Here is an 18,924-nt window from a genome sequence, read left to right on the forward strand (position 1 = left end):
GAACGCGGCAACCCCAGCGCCACCACCCTCTCCGGCCCCGCCCCCCGCGCCACGAACAACCGCGCCAACCGGTTCACCCGGGCATCCAACTCCGCGTACGACCACGACACCCCACCGAACACCAGCGCCGTCTCACCCGGCACCGCCACCGCACGCTCCGCCAACAGATCCGCCACCGTCGCCCCCGGCAACCCACGACCCGTCGCCACCCACTCCCCCAACACCAGACCCCGCTCACGCACCGTCAACACATCCAGGGCGCGGACCGGGCGGTCGGGGCGCTCCAGGATCTGCTCCAGCAGGGCCAGCAGCCGCTCGGCGTGCTCCTCGACGACGGCCCGCTCGAAGACGTCCGGGCGGTACTTCCACTCGAAGGTGAGGTGCTCGCCGGGGTTGGTGATGAAGATCAGCGGGAAGTGCGTCGCGTCGACGTCCGTCACCTGGCGCAGGCCGAGGCGCTCGCGCAGGCGGTCCCGCAGGCCCTCGTCGGCCGGGGTGTTGCGAAGCACCTGGAGGGTGTCGAACAGCCGGCCGAAGCCGGTGCCGCGCTGGATCTCGCCCAGCCCGGTCTGGTGGTGCGCCAGCAGGGCGCTCTGCTCGTCCTGGAGGCGGGTGAGGAAGGCGGCGACGCCCTCCTCGCCGTCCAGCCGGGCCCGGACCGGCACCGTGTTGAGGAACATGCCGATGGTGGCGTCGATGCCGGGCAGCTCGGCCGGGCGGCCGGAGACGGTGGCGCCGAACACCACGTCCTCGCGGGCCGTCAGACCGGCCAGCAGCAGGCCCCAGGCGCCGGAGAGCACGGTGTTGAGGGTCAGGCCGTGCTCCCGGCCGAAGGCGGCCAGCCGCTCGCCGAGCCCGGCGGGGGCCTCGACGACGACCTCCTCCGGCAGCAGCGCGGCCCGCTCGCGGGCCTGCGGGGCGAGCAGCGTCGGCTCGGCCAGGCCCTCCAGCGCGGAGCGCCAGGCGGCCCGGCCGGCCTCCTGGTCCTGGCCGGCCAGCCAGCGCAGGAAGTCCCGGTAGGGCAGACCGGCGGCCGGCGGGCGCTCGCCGGCGCAGCGGGTCAGCACCTCCTGGAGGAAGAGCCCGGAGGACCAGCCGTCCCAGAGCAGCGCGTGGTTGGTGATCAGGACGCGCTGGCCGCCGTCGGGGGCGAGCACCGAGACCAGCCGCAGCAGCGGCGGCGCGGCGAGGTCGAAGCGGGTGAACGCCTCGCGCTCCTTGAGGAGGCGCAGTTCGGCCTCGAAGTCGTCCGTGCCGAGCGCCGAGAGGTCGACCTCGGTGAGCGGGACGTCGACGGCGCGCGGCAGGAACTGCACCGGGCGCTCCAGGCCGTCCTGGAGGAAGCCGGCCCGCAGGTTGGGATGGCCGTCCAGCACGGCGGCCACGGCGGCGCGCAGCACCTCCAGCGGGATCCGGGCGGTCAGCGAGAGCACGTCGCGCGAGGTGTGGACGTCCAGCGCCTGCTCGTCGTACCCGGCCTCGAAGAGCAGGCCCTCCTGGAGCGGGGAGACCGGCCAGACGTCCTCGATCTCCAGCTTGGGCACGGCGGCGCGGACGAGGGCCAGTTCGGCCTCGGTCGCCGGGGGCAGCTCGGGCAGCTCCGGGGCGGCGCCGGCCGCCTCGCGGCGGTCGGCCAGCTCGGCGAGGGCGGCCGGGGTGCGGCGCTCGAACACGTCGCGCGGGCTGAGCGAGAGCCCGTCGGCGCGGGCGGCGCCGATCAGCCGGATCGAGGAGATGCTGTCGCCGCCGAGGCGGAAGAAGTCGTCCTCGACGCCGGCCCGCGGCAGGCCGAGGACCTCCGCGTACAGGTCGCAGAGCAGCTGCTCGGTCTCGGAGCCGGCGTCCCGGCCGGCCGCCAGGCCGGTGTAGGCGAGCGCCTCGTCGGGCAGTGCGGCCCGGTCGAGCTTGCCGTTGACGGTCAGCGGCAGCGCGTCCAGCACGGCGAGGGCGGACGGCACCATGTACTCCGGCAGCCGGGCGGCGAGCGCCCGGTGGAGTTCCTCGGTGTCGAGCAGGGCGTCCCGGGCGGGGACGACGTAGGCGACGATGCGCCGGACGGCGCCGGGCCGGACCAGCACGGCGGCCTGGGCCACGCCCGGCTGCCCGGCCAGCGCGGCCTCGATCTCGCCGAGTTCGATCCGGTAGCCGCGGATCTTCACCTGGTCGTCGGTGCGGCCGAGGTACTCGACCTCGCCGTCGGCCCGGCGGCGGACCAGGTCTCCGGTGCGGTACATGCGCTCACCCGGGGCGAACGGGTCGGCGACGAACCGGCCGGCGGTCAGGCCGGGGCGGTCCAGGTAGCCGCGGGCCAGCTGCGGGCCGGCCAGGTACAGCTCACCGGGCACGCCGGCCGGGACCGGCCGCAGCAGGCCGTCCAGCACGTGGGCGCGGGTCCCGCGCAGCGGGCGGCCGATGACCGGGGCGGCGCTGTCCGCGAGGTCGGCGACCAGGGCGTCGACGGTGAACTCGGTCGGGCCGTAGTAGTTGACGGCGGTGACGCCGGCCTCGCCGCGCAGCCTGGTCCAGAGCGGCTCGGGCAGCGCCTCGCCGCCGAGCAGCAGCACCGCCGGGCGGTGCTCGCCGGCCAGCAGGCCGCTGTCGAGCAGCTGCTGGGCGTACGAGGGGGTGACGTCGAGGGCGTCGACGCGGTGGGCGCGGGTGTAGCCGACCACCGCCTCGGCGTCCCGGCGGTCGTCCTCGCCGAGGACGTGCAGCTCGTGGCCGCCGATCAGCCAGATCAGCTGCTCCCACGAGGAGTCGAAGGAGAACGACGCGGTGTGCAGGGCGCGCAGCCGGGCCCGGCCGGTGGCGCGCAGCGCGTCGGCGAAGGTGGTGGCCAGGTGGTCGTGGATCAGGTTGCCGAGGCCGCGGTGCGGGATCACCACGCCCTTGGGCCGGCCGGTGGAGCCGGAGGTGTGGATGACGTACGCGGCGGCGTCGGGGTGGACGGGACCGCCGCGCTCGGCGTCGGTGAGCGGGCCGGCGGGCAGCGCGGCGAGGTCGGCGGCGGTCCGCGGGTCGTCCAGCAGCAGGACGGCGGCGCCGGGCACCTCGGGCAGCCGGGCGGCGACCTGGGCGGTGGTCAGGACGACGGCGGGGCGGGCGTCCGCCAGGAGCAGGGCGAGCCGCTCGTCCGGGTGGTCGAGGTCGATCGGCAGGTAGGCGGCGCCGGCCCGCAGGACGGCGAGCAGCGCGGTGACCGACTCGGCGGAGCGCGGCAGCGCGAGGGCGGCGATGTCGTCGGCGCCCAGGCCGTGGGCGCGCAGCAGCCGGGCCAGCCGGTCGGCAGCGGCGTCCAGTTCGGCGAAGGAGAGCTGGACGGGGGCCGGGCCGCCGGTCAGGCCGGGGCCGACCAGGGCCCGGGCGTCCGGGGTGCGGGCGGCCCGGTCGGCGAACAGGTCGGCGGCGGTGGCGTCCGGGACGCGGTGCTCGCCGCCGGAGACGGTGGCGGGCAGCGCGGCGCGCTCGGCGGCGTCGAGCAGGTCCAGCCGGGCGAGCGGGGTGTCCGGGTCGGCGGCGAACGCGGCGAGCAGGCGCAGGAAGCGGTCGGCGATCCGGCCGGCCTCGGCCTCGGTGAACAGCTCGGGCCGGTACTCCAGCTCCAGGCGCAGCCGCTCGCCGGGCAGCACGGTCAGGCCCAGCGGGTAGTGGGTGGCGTCGCGGGCGCCGAGCGCGGTGACGGCCAGGCCCTCGACGGTGCCCAGGCTCGTGCGGAGCGCGTCGCCGCCGCCCTGGTAGTTCTCGACCACGAGCAGGGTGTCGAAGAGCGCGCCCTCGACGTCGGCGAGCCGCTGGATGGCGCCGAGGCCGAGGTGCTGGTGGGCGATCAGCTCGGCCTGCTCGCGCTGGACGGCGGCGGCGGCGCCGGCCAGGGTGGCGCCGGGGGCGAGCCGCACGCGCACCGGCACGGTGTTGATGAAGAGGCCGACCATGGTGTCGGCGCCGGGCAGGTCGTCGGGGCGGCCGGAGACGGTGGTGCCGAAGACCACGTCGGCGGTGCCGGTGAGCGAGCCGAGCAGGACGCCCCAGAGGGTGTGGGCGAGGTTGCCGAGGGTCAGGCCCCGGCCTCGGGCGGCCTCGGCGACGGCGGCGGAGAGTTCGCGCTCGGCGTGCAGGGTGACCACCGCCGGTTCGACGGCGGTGGCGACGCCGGCGCCCGGCGCGACCGGGTGGGTCTGGGCGAAGCCGGCCAGCGCGGCGCCCCAGGCGGCCTCGGCGGCGGCGGTGTCGCGGGTGGCGAGCAGCGCCAGGTGGTCCTTGTAGGGGCGGACGGCGGGCAGCGCGGCGAGGTCGCCGGCCGACCCGTAGAGCGCCAGCAGCTCGCGCACCAGGATCGGCATCGACCAGCCGTCGAGCAGCAGGTGGTGGCAGGTGATGACGAGCCGGGAGCGGTCCGGCCCCAGCCGGAGCAGGGCCAGCCGCAGCAGCGGCGGGGCGTCCAGCTCGAACCGGTGGTGCCAGTCCTCGTCCATCGCGGCCAGTACCGCGGTGTCCTGCTCCGCCCCGGCCGGGGCGGTCAGGTCGACCACCCGCAGCGGGGTCTCCACCTCGCGCTGGACGAACTGGACGACCGCCTCCGGGTCCTCGTACCAGAACCCGGCGCGCAGGTTGGCGTGCCGCACCAGCAGCGCGTCGACGGCGGCGGCCAGCCGGGCGGCGTCGACCGGGCCGGCCAGGTCGAGGTGCGACTGCACGACGTAGACGTCGCGCGCCTCGTCGTCGTAGAGCGCGTGGAAGAGCAGCCCCTCCTGAAGGGAGGAGAGCGGGTAGACGTCCTCCAGGGCCGACGCGGCCGGGGCCTGGGCCTGCGAGTCGTCGATCGGTGCGGTGGAGTCGTTCGTCACGGGGTTCTCGGTCCTGGGGGTGGGGTGGCGGTCGGTGGGGTCGGGGGCGGCGGCGCCGCCCGGTTCGCGGCTCATCGGCGGCGCCTGCGCAGCCGCGACTCCAGCCGGTCGATCTGGGTCTGCTTGAGCCGGACGAGGTCGAGGTCGGACGGCGTCACCCCGCCCGCGTCGCCGCCGGCGGCGTGCCGGGCGAGCGCGTCGAGCGCGGCGAACCAGGAGTCGGCCAGCGCCGCCACCTCGTCCTCGCCGAACAGCGCGCCCGGCCAGCTCCACTCGACCGTCAGCTCCGGGCGGCCGTCGGGGCCGGTGGCGACGACCGCGTCGATCTCCAGCGGGTAGCCGGCCGGCATCAGCCGGTCGGGGCCGGCCGCGGCGGCGACGGCGGTGCGCTCGTCCTGCGGGGCGAACGCCCAGCCGCCCTGCGGTCCGGCGCCGGTGTCCGTCCGGCCGCGGTAGTTGAACAGCACCTCGGAGCGGGGCACCGCGGCCAGCAGCGGCGCGGTCTGCGCGTTGAGGTGGCGCAGCAGGCCGAAGCCCAGGCCCCGGTCGGGGGCGGCCCGCAGCTGCTCCTTGACCTGCTTGAGCGCCTGGCCGGTGAGCGCGCCGCCGGTCATCGCCTCGGCCGGGTCCAGCCCGGTCAGGTCGAGCCGGACGGGGTGCACGGTGGTGAACCAGCCGACGGTGCGGGCGAGGTCCGGGGTGAGTCCGGCCGCCTCGCTGCCGCCCCGGCCGTGGCCCTCCAGGTCGACCCGGACGGCCGGTGCGGCGCCCGGGCGGGCGGCGGCCACGCCGAGGGCGAGGCCGGCCAGCAGCACGTCGTCCACGCCGACGCCGAAGGACTGCGGCAGGACGGTCAGCAGCGGCTCGGTGCGGTCGGCGGGCAGGGTGCGGCGCAGCGTGCGCAGGGTGGCGACGGTGTCCCGGGCCGGGTCGGCGGTGAGGCCGCCGAGCGGCCCGGCCGGACCGTCGAGGACCTCCCGCCACTGCCGGGCCTCGGCGATCCGGCCGCGCTCATGGGCGTGCGCGAGCAGCTGCTCGGACCAGGCCCGCAGGCTGTGGGCCTCCGGTTCGAGGGCCGGGCGGCCGCCGGCCGCCAGCGCCTCGTAGGCGGTGCGCAGGCCGGGCAGCAGGGTGCGCCAGGAGACCCCGTCCACGGCGAGGTGGTGGACGGTCAGCAGCAGCCGGCCGTCGGTGTCCGGGCCGGCGTCGAACCAGACGGCGCCAAGGACCCGGCCGGTGCCGGGGTCGAGCGCCGCCGCGGCCGCGTCCGCCTCGCGGGTCAGCAGGGCGGTCCACCCGGCGGGTCCCGCCTCCCGCGCGTCCCGGGCGTCGACCCGGCGCAGGGTGCGCGGGTCGGTCAGGGCGGGGGCCGCGTCGGCGGCCAGGACCTCCTGGGTCCAGAGGCCGTCGGTGCGGTCCAATCGCAGCCGCAGCGCCGGGTGGCGGGTGGCGAGGGCCGCCAGCGCGTCGCGCAGGGGCTGCTCCCGCAGCCCGGCCGGGACGGTCAGCAGGACGGACTGGTTGAACCGGTCGATCGGGCCGCCGCGTTCGCGCAGCCAGTGCACCACCGGCAGGGCGGGCAGCTCGCCGTCGGCGGGCGGCGCGGCGGCCGACGGGCCGGCGGGGGCGGGTGCGGCGGGCGTGCCCAGGCCCTTGGCGGCGGCGAGCGCGGCCGGGGTCGGGTACTGGAAGACGTCCTTGGCGGCGATCGGGAAGCCGGCCGCGCGGGCCCGGCTGACCAGTTGGATGGAGACGATGCTGTCGCCGCCGAGGGCGAAGAAGTTCTCCTCCTCGCCGACCTCGGGCAGGCGCAGCACCTCGGCGAAGACCCTGGCCAGCGAGCGGCCCGGGGTCTGCCCGGCCGCCGCGGGGGCGGCGGCCGGGCGGCGGGCCGGGTCGGGCAGCGCCTTGCGGTCGAGCTTGCCGTTGACGCTCAGCGGCAGCGCGTCCAGCACGGTGACGGCGGCCGGGACCATGTGCTCGGGCAGCACCGCGGCCACCGCGGCGCGGACGGCGTCGCCGCCGACCGAGGCGCCCGGCTGCGGGACGACGTAGCCGAACAGCTGGCGGGCGCCGCCCTCGGTGACGGCGCGGGCGGCGACGGCCGCCTGGGCCACGCCCGGTGCGGCGGCCAGCGCGGCCTCCACCTCGCCGAGTTCGATCCGGAAGCCGCGGATCTTCACCTGGTCGTCGGTGCGGCCGAGGTACTCGACCTCGCCGTCGACCAGCCGCCGGACCAGGTCGCCGGTGCGGTACATGCGCTCGCCCCGGGCGAACGGGTCGGCGACGAACCGGCCGGCGCTCAGGCCGGGGCGGCCCAGGTAGCCGCGGGCCAGCTGGACACCGCCCAGGTACAGCTCACCGGGCACGCCGACCGGGACCGGCCGCAGCCGGGCGTCCAGCACGTACAGGCGGGTGTTCCAGACGGGGCGTCCGATCGGGACGACGCCGGAGCCGGCCCAGGCGCGGTGGTAGGTGACGTCCACGGCGGCCTCGGTGGGCCCGTAGAGGTTGTGCAGCTCGATCTGCGGCCAGAGGGCCGCGAAGCGCTCGACCGCCGCGGGCGGCAGCGCCTCGCCGGAGCAGAACACCCGGCGCACCCCGGCGAAGCGGTCCCGGACGGTGCGGTCGGCCTCGGCCACCGCGGTGAAGGCGGTGAGCATCGAGGGCACGAAGTGCGCGGTGGAGATGCCCGCGCCGGCGGCGAGCGCGGCCAGGTACTCCGGCTCCCGGTGGCCGCCGGGCCTGGCCAGGACCACCCGGGCGCCGCTGACCAGCGGCAGGAAGAACTCCCAGACCGAGACGTCGAAGCCGGCCGGGGTCTTCTGCAGGATCCGGTCCTGTGGGGTGATGCTGTAGACCTCGCGCATCCAGTCGAGCCGGTTGACGACCGCCCGGTGCGGGACGACGACCCCCTTGGGGCGGCCGGTCGAGCCGGAGGTGAAGATCACGTAGGCGGGGTGTTCCGGCTCCGGGGCGACCGGCTCGGCCTGCGGCCCGTCGGCGTCGACGCCGAGCACCGGCACGCCGGGGACGACCGGCAGCGCGCCGGCCGTGCCGGGCAGGGTGAGCACGCAGACCGGGGCGGCGTCCTCGACCATCGCGGCCAGCCGGTCCGCCGGGTACTCGGTGTCCAGCGGCAGGTAGGCGGCGCCGGACTTGAGCACCGCGAGCAGGGCGACCATCAGCTCGACCGAGCGCGGCACGGCGACCGCGACGATCCGGTCCGGTCCGGCGCCGTGCGCGGCGAGGACGCGGGCCAGCCGGCCGGCCCGCTCGTCCAGGCCGCGGTAGGTCACCTCCGCGCCCTCGAAGGCCACCGCGACCGCGTCGGGCGTGGCGGCGACCCGCTCGGCGATCCGGGTCACCAGGGTGCCCGGCGCCACCTCGCGGTCGGTGGCGTTCCACTCCCCCGCGAGGCCGCGCCGCTCCTGGGCACCGGTCAGCTCGACCCGGGCGGCCGGGCGGTCCGGCGCGGCCAGCGCCTGCTCCAGCACCCGCAGCAGGCGGGCGCCGAAGAGCCGGCCGGTGGAGCGGTGGAAGAGGTCGTCGGCGTAGATGACGGTCAGGTCGGTGTGGTCGCCGTCGGCGGACTCCACGAAGGTGAAGGCCAGGTCGAAGCGGGCCGCGTGCACCGGGTCGGGCAGCAGCGTGGTGCGGGCGCCCAGCAGGCGGTCTAGGCCGCCGGCCTCCTTGCGGTGCTGGACCATCACCTGGAACAGCGGGTGGCGGCCGAGCGAGCGCTCCGGGTTGACGATCTCGACCAGCCGGTCGAACGGCAGGTCCTGGTGGGCGAGCGCGCCCAGCACGGTCTCCCGGGCGCGGGCCACCAGGTCGTCGAAGGTCGGCTCGCCGGAAAGGTCATGACGCAGCACCAGGGTGTTGACGAAGAAGCCGACGACCGGCTCCAGCACCTCGTCGGCGCGCCCGGCGACCGGGGTGCCGAGCGCCACGTCGGTGGTGCCGGCGAGCCCGCCGAGCAGCAGCGCGGCGGCCGCCTGGGTGACCATGAACGGGGTCGCGCCGCTGCGCTGGGCGTAGCCGCGCAGCTCCCGGTGGAGGACGTCGGGCAGCCGCAGCCGTACCGCGCCGCCCCGGCCGGTGGCCTCGGCGGGCCTCGGCCGGTCGGTCGGCAGGGCGAGTTCGGCCGGCAGGTCGGCCAGCCGCCGCGTCCAGTAGCGGGCCTGGGTGGCGGCGCTGCCGTCCTGGTCGGCGAGCAGGTCGGCCTGCCAGAGCGCGTGGTCCGCGTACTGGAGCGGCAGCGGCTCGAAGACCGGCGCCGCGCCGGCCAGGCGGGCGGCGTAGGCGTGGTCGAGGTCGCGCAGCAGCACCCCCTCGGACCACTCGTCGCCCGCGATGTGGTGCAGCGCGACGCTCAGCACCGACCGCTGCGGCCCGGCGCGGAGCAGGGTGGCGCGGACCGGGATCTCCTCGGCGAGCTCGAAGGCGTAGGCGCCGGCGGCGGCGACCGCCCGGTCGAGCCGGCCCGCCGCGACCTCCTCCACGGTGAAGGGCACGCCGGCCTGCTCGGGGGTCAGGATCCGCTGGTGGGGCCGGCCGTCCCGGTCGGGGAAGACCGTCCGCAGCGCCTCGTGCCGGGCCAGGACGTCCGCGAAGGCGGCGCGCAGCGCGTCGGTGTCGACGGCGCCGTCGATCCGCAGCGCGCACGGGATGGTGTACGCGGTGCTGGGGCCCTCCAGCCGGTACAGGAACCAGAGCCGGGCCTGCGCGGCGGAGAGCGGCAGCGGCTCGGGGCGGGGCCGCGCGGCCGGGGCGGGGCGGCCGGTGGCGGCGGTGGCCAGCCGGGCGGCCAGGGCCGCGGCGGTGCGGCTCTCGAAGAGGTCCCGCACGGCGACCTCGACCCGCAGCGCGGCGCGGAGCCGGCCGACCACGCGGGTGGCGAGCAGGGAGTGGCCGCCGAGGTCGAAGAAGTCGTCCTCGACCCCGGCCTGCGGCAGGCCGAGCACCTCGGCGAAGACGCCGCAGACCACGGCCTCGCGCTCGTCGCGCGGGGCGCGGCCGGCGGGCGCCGCGAAGGCGCCCGCCTCCGGCTCGGGCAGGGCGTGCCGGTCCAGCTTGCCGTTGACGTTCAGCGGCAGCGCCGGCAGCGGCACGATCGCGGCCGGGACCATGTACTCGGGCAGCGACCCGGCCAGCGTCCGGCGCAGGGCGGCCGGGTCGGCCTCGCCGCCGGGGGCGGGCACGACGTAGCCGATCAGCCGCTTGACGCCGGTGGCGGTGGCGCGGGCCAGCACGGCGGCCTGGGCCACGCCGGGCAGGGCGGCCAGCGCGGCCTCGACCTCGCCGGGCTCGATCCGGAAGCCGCGGATCTTCACCTGGTCGTCGTCGCGGCCCAGGTAGTCCAGCGTGCCGTCGCCGCGCCAGCGGACCACGTCGCCGGTGCGGTACATCCGCTCGCCGTCGCCGAACGGGCAGGCGACGAAGCGGCCGGCGGTCAGACCGGGGCGGTTGCCGTAGCCGCGGGCCAGGCCCTCGCCGGCGATGTACAGCTCGCCGGGGACCCCGGCCGGGACGGGCCGCAGCCGGGCGTCCAGCACGTAGACCCGGGTGTTGCCGATCGGCCGGCCGACGCACGGGGTGGGGCTCTCGTCCAGGGCCGCGCCCAGGGTGTCGACGGTGTACTCGGTCGGGCCGTAGAAGTTGTGGCCGAGCACGCCCTCGGTGTCGCGGATCCGGCTCCACAGGGCGTCGCCGACGGCCTCGCCACCGACCAGGAAGAGCAGCGGGCGGTGCTCCGCCGAGTCGAGCAGGCCCCATTCGACCAGCTGCCGGCCGAACGACGGGGTGACGTCCAGGGTGTCGATCCGGTCGGCGAGCAGCCGGGCGACCAGGGCCTGCGGGTCGCGGCGCAGGTCCTCGCCGTAGACGTGCAGCTCGTGGCCGCGGATCAGCCAGAGCAGCTGCTCCCAGGAGGAGTCGAAGGAGAACGACGCGGTGTGCGCGGCCCGCAGCCGGCGGCCGCCGGCGGCCCGCTCGGCCCGGGCGAAGACCGTCCCGCCGTGGTGCTCCAGCATGTTGGCCAGGCCGCGGTGCGGCACCTGGACGCCCTTGGGGCGGCCGGTGGAGCCGGAGGTGTGGATGACGTAGGCGAGGTCGTCGGGGTCGGGGCGGACGGGGTCGGCGTCCAGTGCGCCGAGCCGGCCGGTGGTCAGGGTGCCCAGGCCGTGCCCGGCGAGGACCGGGCGGGTGCGGGCGACCTCGTCGGTGGTCAGGGTGACCAGCGGTTCCGCGTCGGCGAGCATCAGCGCGATCCGCTCGTCCGGGTGGTCGAGGTCGACCGGCAGGTACGCGGCGCCCGACTTCAGCACACCGAGCAGGGCGGCCACCAGCTCGGCCGAGCGGGGCAGCGCCAGCGCGACCACCCGGCCGGGGCGGGCGCCGAGCGCGGCGAGGTGGCGGGCGGTCAGCTCGACCCGCCCGGCCAGCTCGGCGTAGCTGAGGCGCCGGTCGCCGAAGACCACGGCGGTGTCGTCGGGGGTGGCGGCGGCGCGGGCCTCGAAGGCGTCGACGACCGTCCCGGCGGGGACCTCGCGGCCGGTGGCGTTCCAGCCGCGCAGCAGCGTGTCGCGCTCCCGCCCGTCCAGGACCTCCAGCTCGCCGACGGGCGTCCCGGGCCGGGTGGCGACGGTCTCCAGCACCCGCAGCAGGCGGGCGCCGACGGCGGCGGCCTGCTCGGCGGTGAACACGTCGGCGCGGTACTCGACGGTGAGCCGCGGCGCCTCGCCGGGGAGGGTGAGCACGGTCAGCGGGTAGTGGGTGGCGCCCCGGTTGCCGATGCCGGCGACCCGCAGGCCGCGGGCGGTCAGCCGGTCGGGGTCGACCGGGTAGTTCTCGAAGACCAGCAGGGTGTCGAAGAGGGTGCCGTGCCCGGCGAGCGCCTGGATGTCGGCCAGGCCGAGGTACTGGTGGTCGAGCAGCGCGGACTGCTGGGCCTGCAGCCGGGTGAGCGCCTCGACGGCGGGCTCGTCCTCCTCGGGGCGGAAGCGGACCGGCACGGTGTTGCTGAACAGGCCGACCATGGACTCCACGCCGGGCAGGTCGCCGGGACGGCCGGAGACGGTGGCGCCGAAGACCACGTCCGCGCGGCCGGTGAGACGGCCGAGCAGGATCGCCCAGGCGCCCTGGACCAGGGTGTTGAGGGTGAGTCCGTGCGCCCGGGCGGTGCCGGTGAGCGCCGCCGCGAGCTCGGCGGACAGCGGCAGGTGGATCTCGGCGCCGGCGGCGGCCGGGCCGTCGGCCGGGCGGCCCAGGGTGTCGGCGAGCAGGGTCGGCGCCTCCAGGCCGGCCAGCGCCTCGCGCCAGGCGAGCGTGTCGGCGCCGGCGTCCCGGGCGGCCAGCCAGCCGAGGTGGTCGGCGTACGGGGTGGTGGCGGGCAGCGCGGCGCTCGCGCCGCCGTCGCCGTAGGCGGTGACCAGCTCGCGCAGCAGGACCGGGGTGGACCAGCCGTCCATCACGATGTGGTGGCGGGTCAGCACCAGGCGGTGGTGGTCCGCGCCGAGGGTGACGAGCGCGCAGCGCACCAGCGGCGGCCGGGCGAGGTCGAACCGGCGGGAGGCCTCCCCGTCCTCGATCCCGGTGACCGCGGCGTCGCGCCGGTCGGCGGGCAATGCGGTGAGGTCGTGCTCGGTCCAGGGCACCGTGACGGTGTCCGCCACCAGCTGGAGCGGGTGCTCGCCGATCGCGGTGAAGCCGGAGCGCAGCGCGGAGTGCCGGTTGACCACGGCGTCCACGGCGCGGCGCAGGGCCGGCCGCTCCAGCGGGCCGCGCAGGTCCAGCGAGGTGAGCGAGGTGTAGAGGTCGTCGGTGCCCTCCTCGCGCTGGTAGAGGGCGTGGAAGAGCAGGCCCTCCTGGAGCGGGGAGAGCGGCAGGACGTCGACGGTGCCGGGGTGTTCGGCCGCGATCCGGTCCAGCAGCGGCTGGCTGACGGCGGCCAGCGGGACGTCGCTGGGGGTGAGCCCGCCGGCGTCCGGCCGGGCGGCGTACGCGGCGAGGGCGTCCAGCGCGGCGAACCAGCGCTCGGCGATGTCGCGGACGGCCTCCTCGGTCAGGACGCCCTGCGGCCAGGAGAGGGTGACGGCGAGTTCGGCGCCGTCGGGGCCGTCGTGGACGAAGGCGCCGACCTCCAGGGCGTGGGCGGTGGGCAGCGCGGGGTCGGCGCCGGCCGCGACGGCGTCGCCGGCCTCGCGGGCGACGGTCCAGTGCGCGCCGTCCGCGGTGAAGCGGCCGAGGTAGTTGAAGAGCAGCTGCGGCTGGTCGGCGTCGGCCAGGGCGGGGCCGGAGACCGGGTCCAGGTGGCGGAGCAGGCCGTAGCCGGCGCCGGCGTTGGGCAGGGCCCGCAGCTGCTCCTTGACCAGGGCCAGGGCGCGGCCGGCGGCGGCGCCACCGGTCAGCGCCTCGTCGAGGTCCAGGCCGGCCAGGTCGAGGCGGGCCGGGAACTCGGTGGTCAGCCAGCCCACGGTGCGGGTGGTGTCGGCGCCGGGGACGAGCTGGTCCTCGCGGCCGTGGCCCTCCAGCCGCAGCAGCAGGTCGGCGCGGGCGCCGGCGCCGTGCCGGTCGCGGCGGCGGCCGAGCAGGGCGAGCGCGAGACCGGCGAGCAGGGTGTGGTCCACGCCGGCCCGGTGGGTGGCGGGCACGGCGGTGAGCAGCGGGGCGGTGCGGGCGGCGGGCAGCGTGAGGCGCAGCCGGCGGGTGGTGGCGGCGGTGTCGCGGGCCGGGTCGAGCGGGCGGTCGCCGAGCAGCGGGCCGGCGCCGTCGGCCAGCACGGCCTGCCAGCCGGGCAGTTCGGCGCGGATCCGGTCACCGGTGGCCGCCTCGGCGAGGCCGAGGGCCCAGCCGCGCGGCGAGGTGGCGACCGGGTCGAGCGGGCGGCCCTCGTAGGCGGCGCGCAGGTCGGGGAGCAGGATGCGCCAGGAGACGCCGTCCACGGCCAGGTGGTGGGCGGCGAGGACGAGCAGGCCGTCGGTGTCCGGGCCGGCGTCCAGGTGGACGGCCTGCAGCACGACGCCCTGTTCGGGGTCGAGCCGGTCGACGGCGGCCTCGCGCTCGATCGCGGCGGCGGCGGACAGCTCGGCCGGGGCGACGGTGAGGTGGCGCAGCCGCTCGGCGGCGGGGGCGCTGCCGGCGGGCCGGATCTGCTGGGTCCAGGTGCCGTCGGCGGCGATGTCCAGGCGCAGCCGCAGGGCGTCGTGGTGGTCGGTCAGGGTGTCCAGGGCGGCGGTGAGCCGGGCGCGGTCGAGGCCGGCCGGGACGGTGACCACGGTGTGCTGGCTGAACCGGGTGACCGGGCCGCCGCGCTCGCGCAGCCAGGAGCTGATCGCGGTGGCGGGCAGCGGGCCGGTGCTCTCGACGCCGGGCCGGCGGACCGCCGGGGCGGTCTGCTCGGCGACGGCGGCGATCCGGGCGACGGTGCGCCGTTCGAAGACCACCCGGGGGGTGAGGGCGAGGCCGGCCCGGCGGGCCCGGCTGCCGAGCTGGATGGCGGAGATGCTGTCGCCGCCGAGGGAGAAGAAGTTGTCGTCGACGCCGACCGTGTCCAGGCCGAGGACCTCGGCGACGAGGTCGGTGAGGATCCGCTCGGTCTCGGTGCGCGGGGCGCGGGCGGCGCCGTCGCCGGCCTGCCGGGGGGCCGGCAGCGCCTTGCGGTCGAGCTTGCCGTTGAGGCTCAGCGGGAGCGCGTCGAGGCCGACCAGGACGGCCGGGACCATGTGCTCGGGCAGGGTGGCGGCCAAGGCGGCCAGCAGGTCGTCCGGGTCGGCGGGGGCCGGGGCGACGTAGCCGACCAGTTGGCGGGCGCCGCCGGGGGTGAGCTCGCGGGCGGTGACGGCGGCCTGGGCGACCCCGGGCAGCGCCTCCAGGGCGGCCTCGATCTCGCCGAGTTCGATCCGGAAGCCGCGGACCTTGACCTGGTCGTCGGTGCGGCCGAGGTACTCGACGGTGCCGTCGGGGGCCCAGCGGACGAGGTCGCCGGTGCGGTAGAGCCGCTCGCCGTCGGCGAACGGGGAGGCGACGAACCGCTCGGCCGTCAGACCGGGGCGGCCCAGGTAGCCGCGGGCCAACTGGACGCCGGCCAGGTACAGCTCACCGGGCGCGCCGACCGGGGCGGGGCGCAGCCGGGCGTCCAGTACGTACAGGCGGGTGTTCCAGACCGGGCGTCCGATCGGGACGACGCCGGCGCCGGGCTCGGTGGGGTGGTGGGTGACGTCGACGGCCGCTTCGGTGGGCCCGTAGAGGTTGTGCAGCGGGACGTCGGGCAGCGCGGCGTACCAGCGCTCGACGACGTCGCCGGGCAGGGCCTCACCGGAGCAGAAGGCGCGCCGCAATCCGCCGCAGCCGGCGGCGGCGGTCGGCTCCTCCAGGAAGGCGCGGAGCATGGACGGCACGAAGTGCAGGGTGGTGACGCCCGTGTCGGCGATCAGGGCGGCGAGGTAGGCCGGGTCCTTGTGGCCCTCGGGGCGGGCCAGGACGACGGCGGCGCCCTCGCAGAGCGCCCAGAAGAACTCCCAGACCGAGACGTCGAAGCTGGCGGGGGTCTTCTGCAGGACGCGGTCCTCGGGGGTGAGGCGGTAGGCGTGCTGCATCCAGGCCAGCCGGTTGACGATGGCGCGGTGCGGGACCACGACGCCCTTGGGGCGGCCGGTGGAGCCGGAGGTGTAGATGACGTAGGCCGCGGAGTCGGGGTCGACGGCGGGCAGGGCGGTCGTGGTGGCGCCGGCGGGGGTGTGGCCGGGGCCGATCAGGACGGCGGCGGCGCGGGCGCTCTCCGGCAGCCGGTCCAGCACCTCGGGGACGGTGACGACGCGGACCGGGCGGGCGTCCTCGATCATGTGGGCGAGCCGGTCGGCCGGGTAGTCGGCGTCCAGCGGCAGGTAGGCGGCGCCGGTCCTGAGGACGGCGAGCAGGGCGACCAGCAGGTCGGCGGAGCGCGGCACGGCCACGGCGACGACGGTCTCCGGGCCGGCGCCGGCGGCGGCCAGCGAGCGGGCCAGCGCGTCGGAGCGCTCGGCGAGCATGGCGTAGCTGAGCGTCTCGCCCTCGAAGACGACGGCGGGGGCCTGCGGCGTGGCGGCGGCGCGCTCCGCGATCCGGCTGACCAGGGTGCCCTCGCGGACCTCCCGGGCGGTGGCGTTCCAGTCGTGCAGCACGGCGGCCCGCTCGGCGTCGGCGAGCAGCGGCTGGTCGCCGATCGGCCGCTCCGGGTCGGCGGCGAGCCGGGCGAGCAGGCCGGCGCAGCGGTCGGCGTGCAGTTCCAGCGCGGCCTGGGTGTAGAGCTCCGGGTTGGCCCCGAACTCCAGCACCAGCCGGTCGTCCGGGGTCTTGGTGACGGACAGCGAGAGGTCGTCGACCGGGCCGGAGGCCAGGGTGACGGTCTGTCCGGGGCTGCCCGCGAAGTCCAGCGCGAGGTCGAAGGGCTTGATGTTGAGCAGCGGCCCGTGGAGCCGGTGGTCGGTGCCGACCAGGCCGAGGTCGCGGCGGATCTCCTCGCCCCGGTGGCGCTGGTGGCGGCGGGTCGCGGTGAGCTCGGCGGCGGCGCGGCGCATCAGCCCGGTGTGGCTGTCCGTCCCGGCGACGGCGATCCGTACGGGCAGGATGTTGACGGCCATGCCGGGCACTCGCAGGGTGCCGGGGGCGGTGCGGGCCATGAAGTGCATGCCGAGCACGACGTCCGGCGTCCCGGTCATCAGGTGCAGGTAGCCGGCGAGGGCGGCGGCGGCCGCCTCGGCCCAGGTCGCGCGGGCCGCCCGGGCCGAGGCGAGCACGGCGGCCGAGTCCTCGGCGGTCAGTTCGGCGCGGTGGTACCGGGCGGTGGGCGCGGCCTGGGCGGTCGCCTCGGTGAGGCCGACGACGGCGGGGCGGTCCGCGAAGCGGGTGTTCCAGTACTCCCGGCCCTCGGCGGCGGCGGGGCCGGCGAGGTACTCGCGCTCGGCCTCCAGCAGGACGGCGAGCGGGCGCAGCGGGCTGTCGGGCACGTCGGTGCCGGCGGCGAGGGCGGTGTACACCTCGGCGACCCGGCGGGTGAGGAGCGCGACGCTGTAGCCGTCGACGACCAGGTGGTGGAACCACTGGAACCAGAGGTGGCGCTGCTCGCCGACCCGGACCAGCAGGGCGCCGTGCAGCGGGCCGGCCTCGGGGCCCTCCAGCGGGGTAGGGACGGCGAGTTGGGCCCGGACGAGCGCGGTGGCGGCGGCCACCGGGTCGGCGGCGGCGCTGGTGTCGAGCCGGGGCAGCTGCCAGGCGTCGGCGTCGAAGGCGGTGGGCAGCTGGACGGTGCGGCCCTCGTGCTCGGCGAGCCGGACGTGCAGGCCGTCGGCCTCGGCGAGGGTCCGGCGCAGCGCCCGCTCCAGCAGCGCGGGGTCGAACGGCCCGGTGATCTCGACGTACTGGCCGACGTTGTAGGCCGGGTTGTCCGGGTCGATCCGCTGTGCGGCGAGTACCCCTGCCTGTGCCGCCGTCAGCTCCTGGAGGACTGCGGCCGGCTCGACCTGCGTGGTGTTGGTGCCCGCCTGAGGCATGGTCGGCCCTTCCCGGTTCGGTGCGGCCCCGCCGACGATGCAAGCCCGGGGCGCTCGCTGGTGCGCTGTGGTGCGTGGTGGTGCGTGCTGGTTCGTGGGGGGTGCGTGGTGGTGTGCGCGGTGCAGGGGCGCGGGGCGGCCCGCCGGGGAGGTGCCCGGCGGGCCGGCCGGCCGGGGCCTAGAGGCCCTTGAGGATGGTCTCGATCTGGCCGAGCACGTCGATCGAGGTGCCGTACCGGTCGCTGGTCGCGTAGGTGACCGGGATGACCTTGTTCGCCTGGACGGCCTTGAGGTTCTTCCAGGACGGCTGCTTGTCGAGGTCCTTGGTGTCCTGCGGGACCTCGCCGGTGGCGGCCGTCCGAGGGACCAGGATGATGTCGGCGTCGGCGAGCACGTCGAGCTTCTCGGTCGAGTAGGTGACCTCGTGCTCCTTGGTGTCGCCGGACGCCTGGGAGAAGGTGGCGCCCACGTCGCTCAGCACCCGGCCGACCCAGGATCTGCTGGTGTCGACGAGGAACTCGCCGCCGCCGTAGGACGACGCGATGGTCCACTTGACGGTGTTGAGCTTGCCGGCGTAGTCGGCCTTGATCTTGGCGGCCTTGGTGTCGTAGTCCGACTTCAGCTTCTTGAACTCGGCCTCCTTGCCCACGGCCGTGGCGATCTTCTCCTGGGCGGTGTACAGGTCGACCGGCTTGTCGATGCCGAAGTAGAGGGTCGGCGCGATGCCTTCGAGCTTGCTGACGCCCCAGTCGAAGGCGGTGGCGCCCTCGACCACGATCAGGTCGGGCTTGAGGGAGGCGACCTTCTCGACGTTGATCTCGATGCCGGAGCCGATGGCCTCGATCTTCTTGGCGGCCTCGGTCTGCGAGGGCAGCAGCTCCATCGGGTTGTTGTCGTCGATGGTGCTGGTGCCGACCGGCTGGACGCCGAGGTCGAGCAGCGCGCCGGTGGCGTAGGAGACGGAGACGATCCGCTTGACCCCGGCCGGGACGGTGACCTTGCCGTTGGTCGCCTCGATCACCTGGGCGGCCTTGGCGCCGCCGGACGCACCGGAGGCGGCCTCGCTCGTGCTGTCGCCGTTCGAGCCGCAGGCGGTGAGGCCGAGGGCGGCGACACCGGCGGCGGCGGCGATCCTCAGACCACGGGACGGCAGGGCACGGGTGTTCATCGTTCTCCTTGGGGTACTGCGTGGCGTGCGCGGGGGCGCTGGGCGTGCGGTGGGCGGGCGGGGGGGGGTGAGCTGCGCGGCCGCCCGCGGGGTCAGGCTGCCGAGAGGTGGGCGGACCACACCCGGACGGTCGGGGCGCCGAGGTCCGCCAGGTCGGCGAAGTCCACCCGGGCGCCCCGGGCGCGCCACTTCTCGATCAGGTGCATCAGGCGCATCGAGTCGAGCCCGAGGTCCCGGAGGTCGTCGTCGTCACCGACCGCCGCCGGCTCCTCGCCGAGGAGTTCGGCGATGTCGGCGCGGATGCTCTCGGTGTCCAGGACGGGGGCGGACCCGGACGGGCTGGTGTCGGTCATGGCGTGGTTCTTTCGCTTCCAGGTCGAGG

Annotated in this window: 4 protein-coding genes; all 4 read right to left on the minus strand. The window is 76.9% G+C overall.

Annotated elements, in window-relative coordinates; all coding sequences use genetic code 11:
• Window positions 1-4,919: amino acid adenylation domain-containing protein (locus tag ABZ495_RS33125; protein ID WP_359839533.1), on the minus strand; the 4,919-nt coding region annotated here is incomplete at its 3' end.
• Entirely contained in the window at window positions 4,916-17,374 is a 12,459-nt protein-coding gene (locus ABZ495_RS33130; protein WP_359839535.1) for an amino acid adenylation domain-containing protein, read from the minus strand. The genes ABZ495_RS33125 and ABZ495_RS33130, both read right to left, overlap by 4 nt.
• A 178-nt stretch (window positions 17,375-17,552) precedes the next feature.
• Complete coding sequence (locus tag ABZ495_RS33135) at window positions 17,553-18,542, minus strand: ABC transporter substrate-binding protein (protein ID WP_359839537.1); 990 nt, start codon at window positions 18,540-18,542, stop codon at window positions 17,553-17,555.
• Window positions 18,543-18,634: 92 nt separating this feature from the next.
• Window positions 18,635-18,895 (minus strand): phosphopantetheine-binding protein, encoded by a 261-nt coding sequence (locus ABZ495_RS33140; RefSeq protein ID WP_359810970.1) that lies wholly within the window; start codon window positions 18,893-18,895, stop codon window positions 18,635-18,637.
• Window positions 18,896-18,924 lie beyond the last annotated feature (29 nt).

It is taken from the genome of Kitasatospora sp. NPDC005748 (genome assembly GCF_040630735.1).
Taxonomy (GTDB): domain Bacteria; phylum Actinomycetota; class Actinomycetes; order Streptomycetales; family Streptomycetaceae; genus Kitasatospora.

Bases quoted from the DNA above. Each gene is read 5' to 3' on its own strand.
- ABZ495_RS33130 (WP_359839535.1), bottom strand. From the start codon at position 17,374: ATGCCTCAGGCGGGCACCAACACCACGCAGGTCGAGCCGGCCGCAGTC.
- ABZ495_RS33135 (WP_359839537.1), bottom strand. From the start codon at position 18,542: ATGAACACCCGTGCCCTGCCGTCCCGTGGTCTGAGGATCGCCGCCGCC.
- ABZ495_RS33140 (WP_359810970.1), bottom strand. From the start codon at position 18,895: ATGACCGACACCAGCCCGTCCGGGTCCGCCCCCGTCCTGGACACCGAG.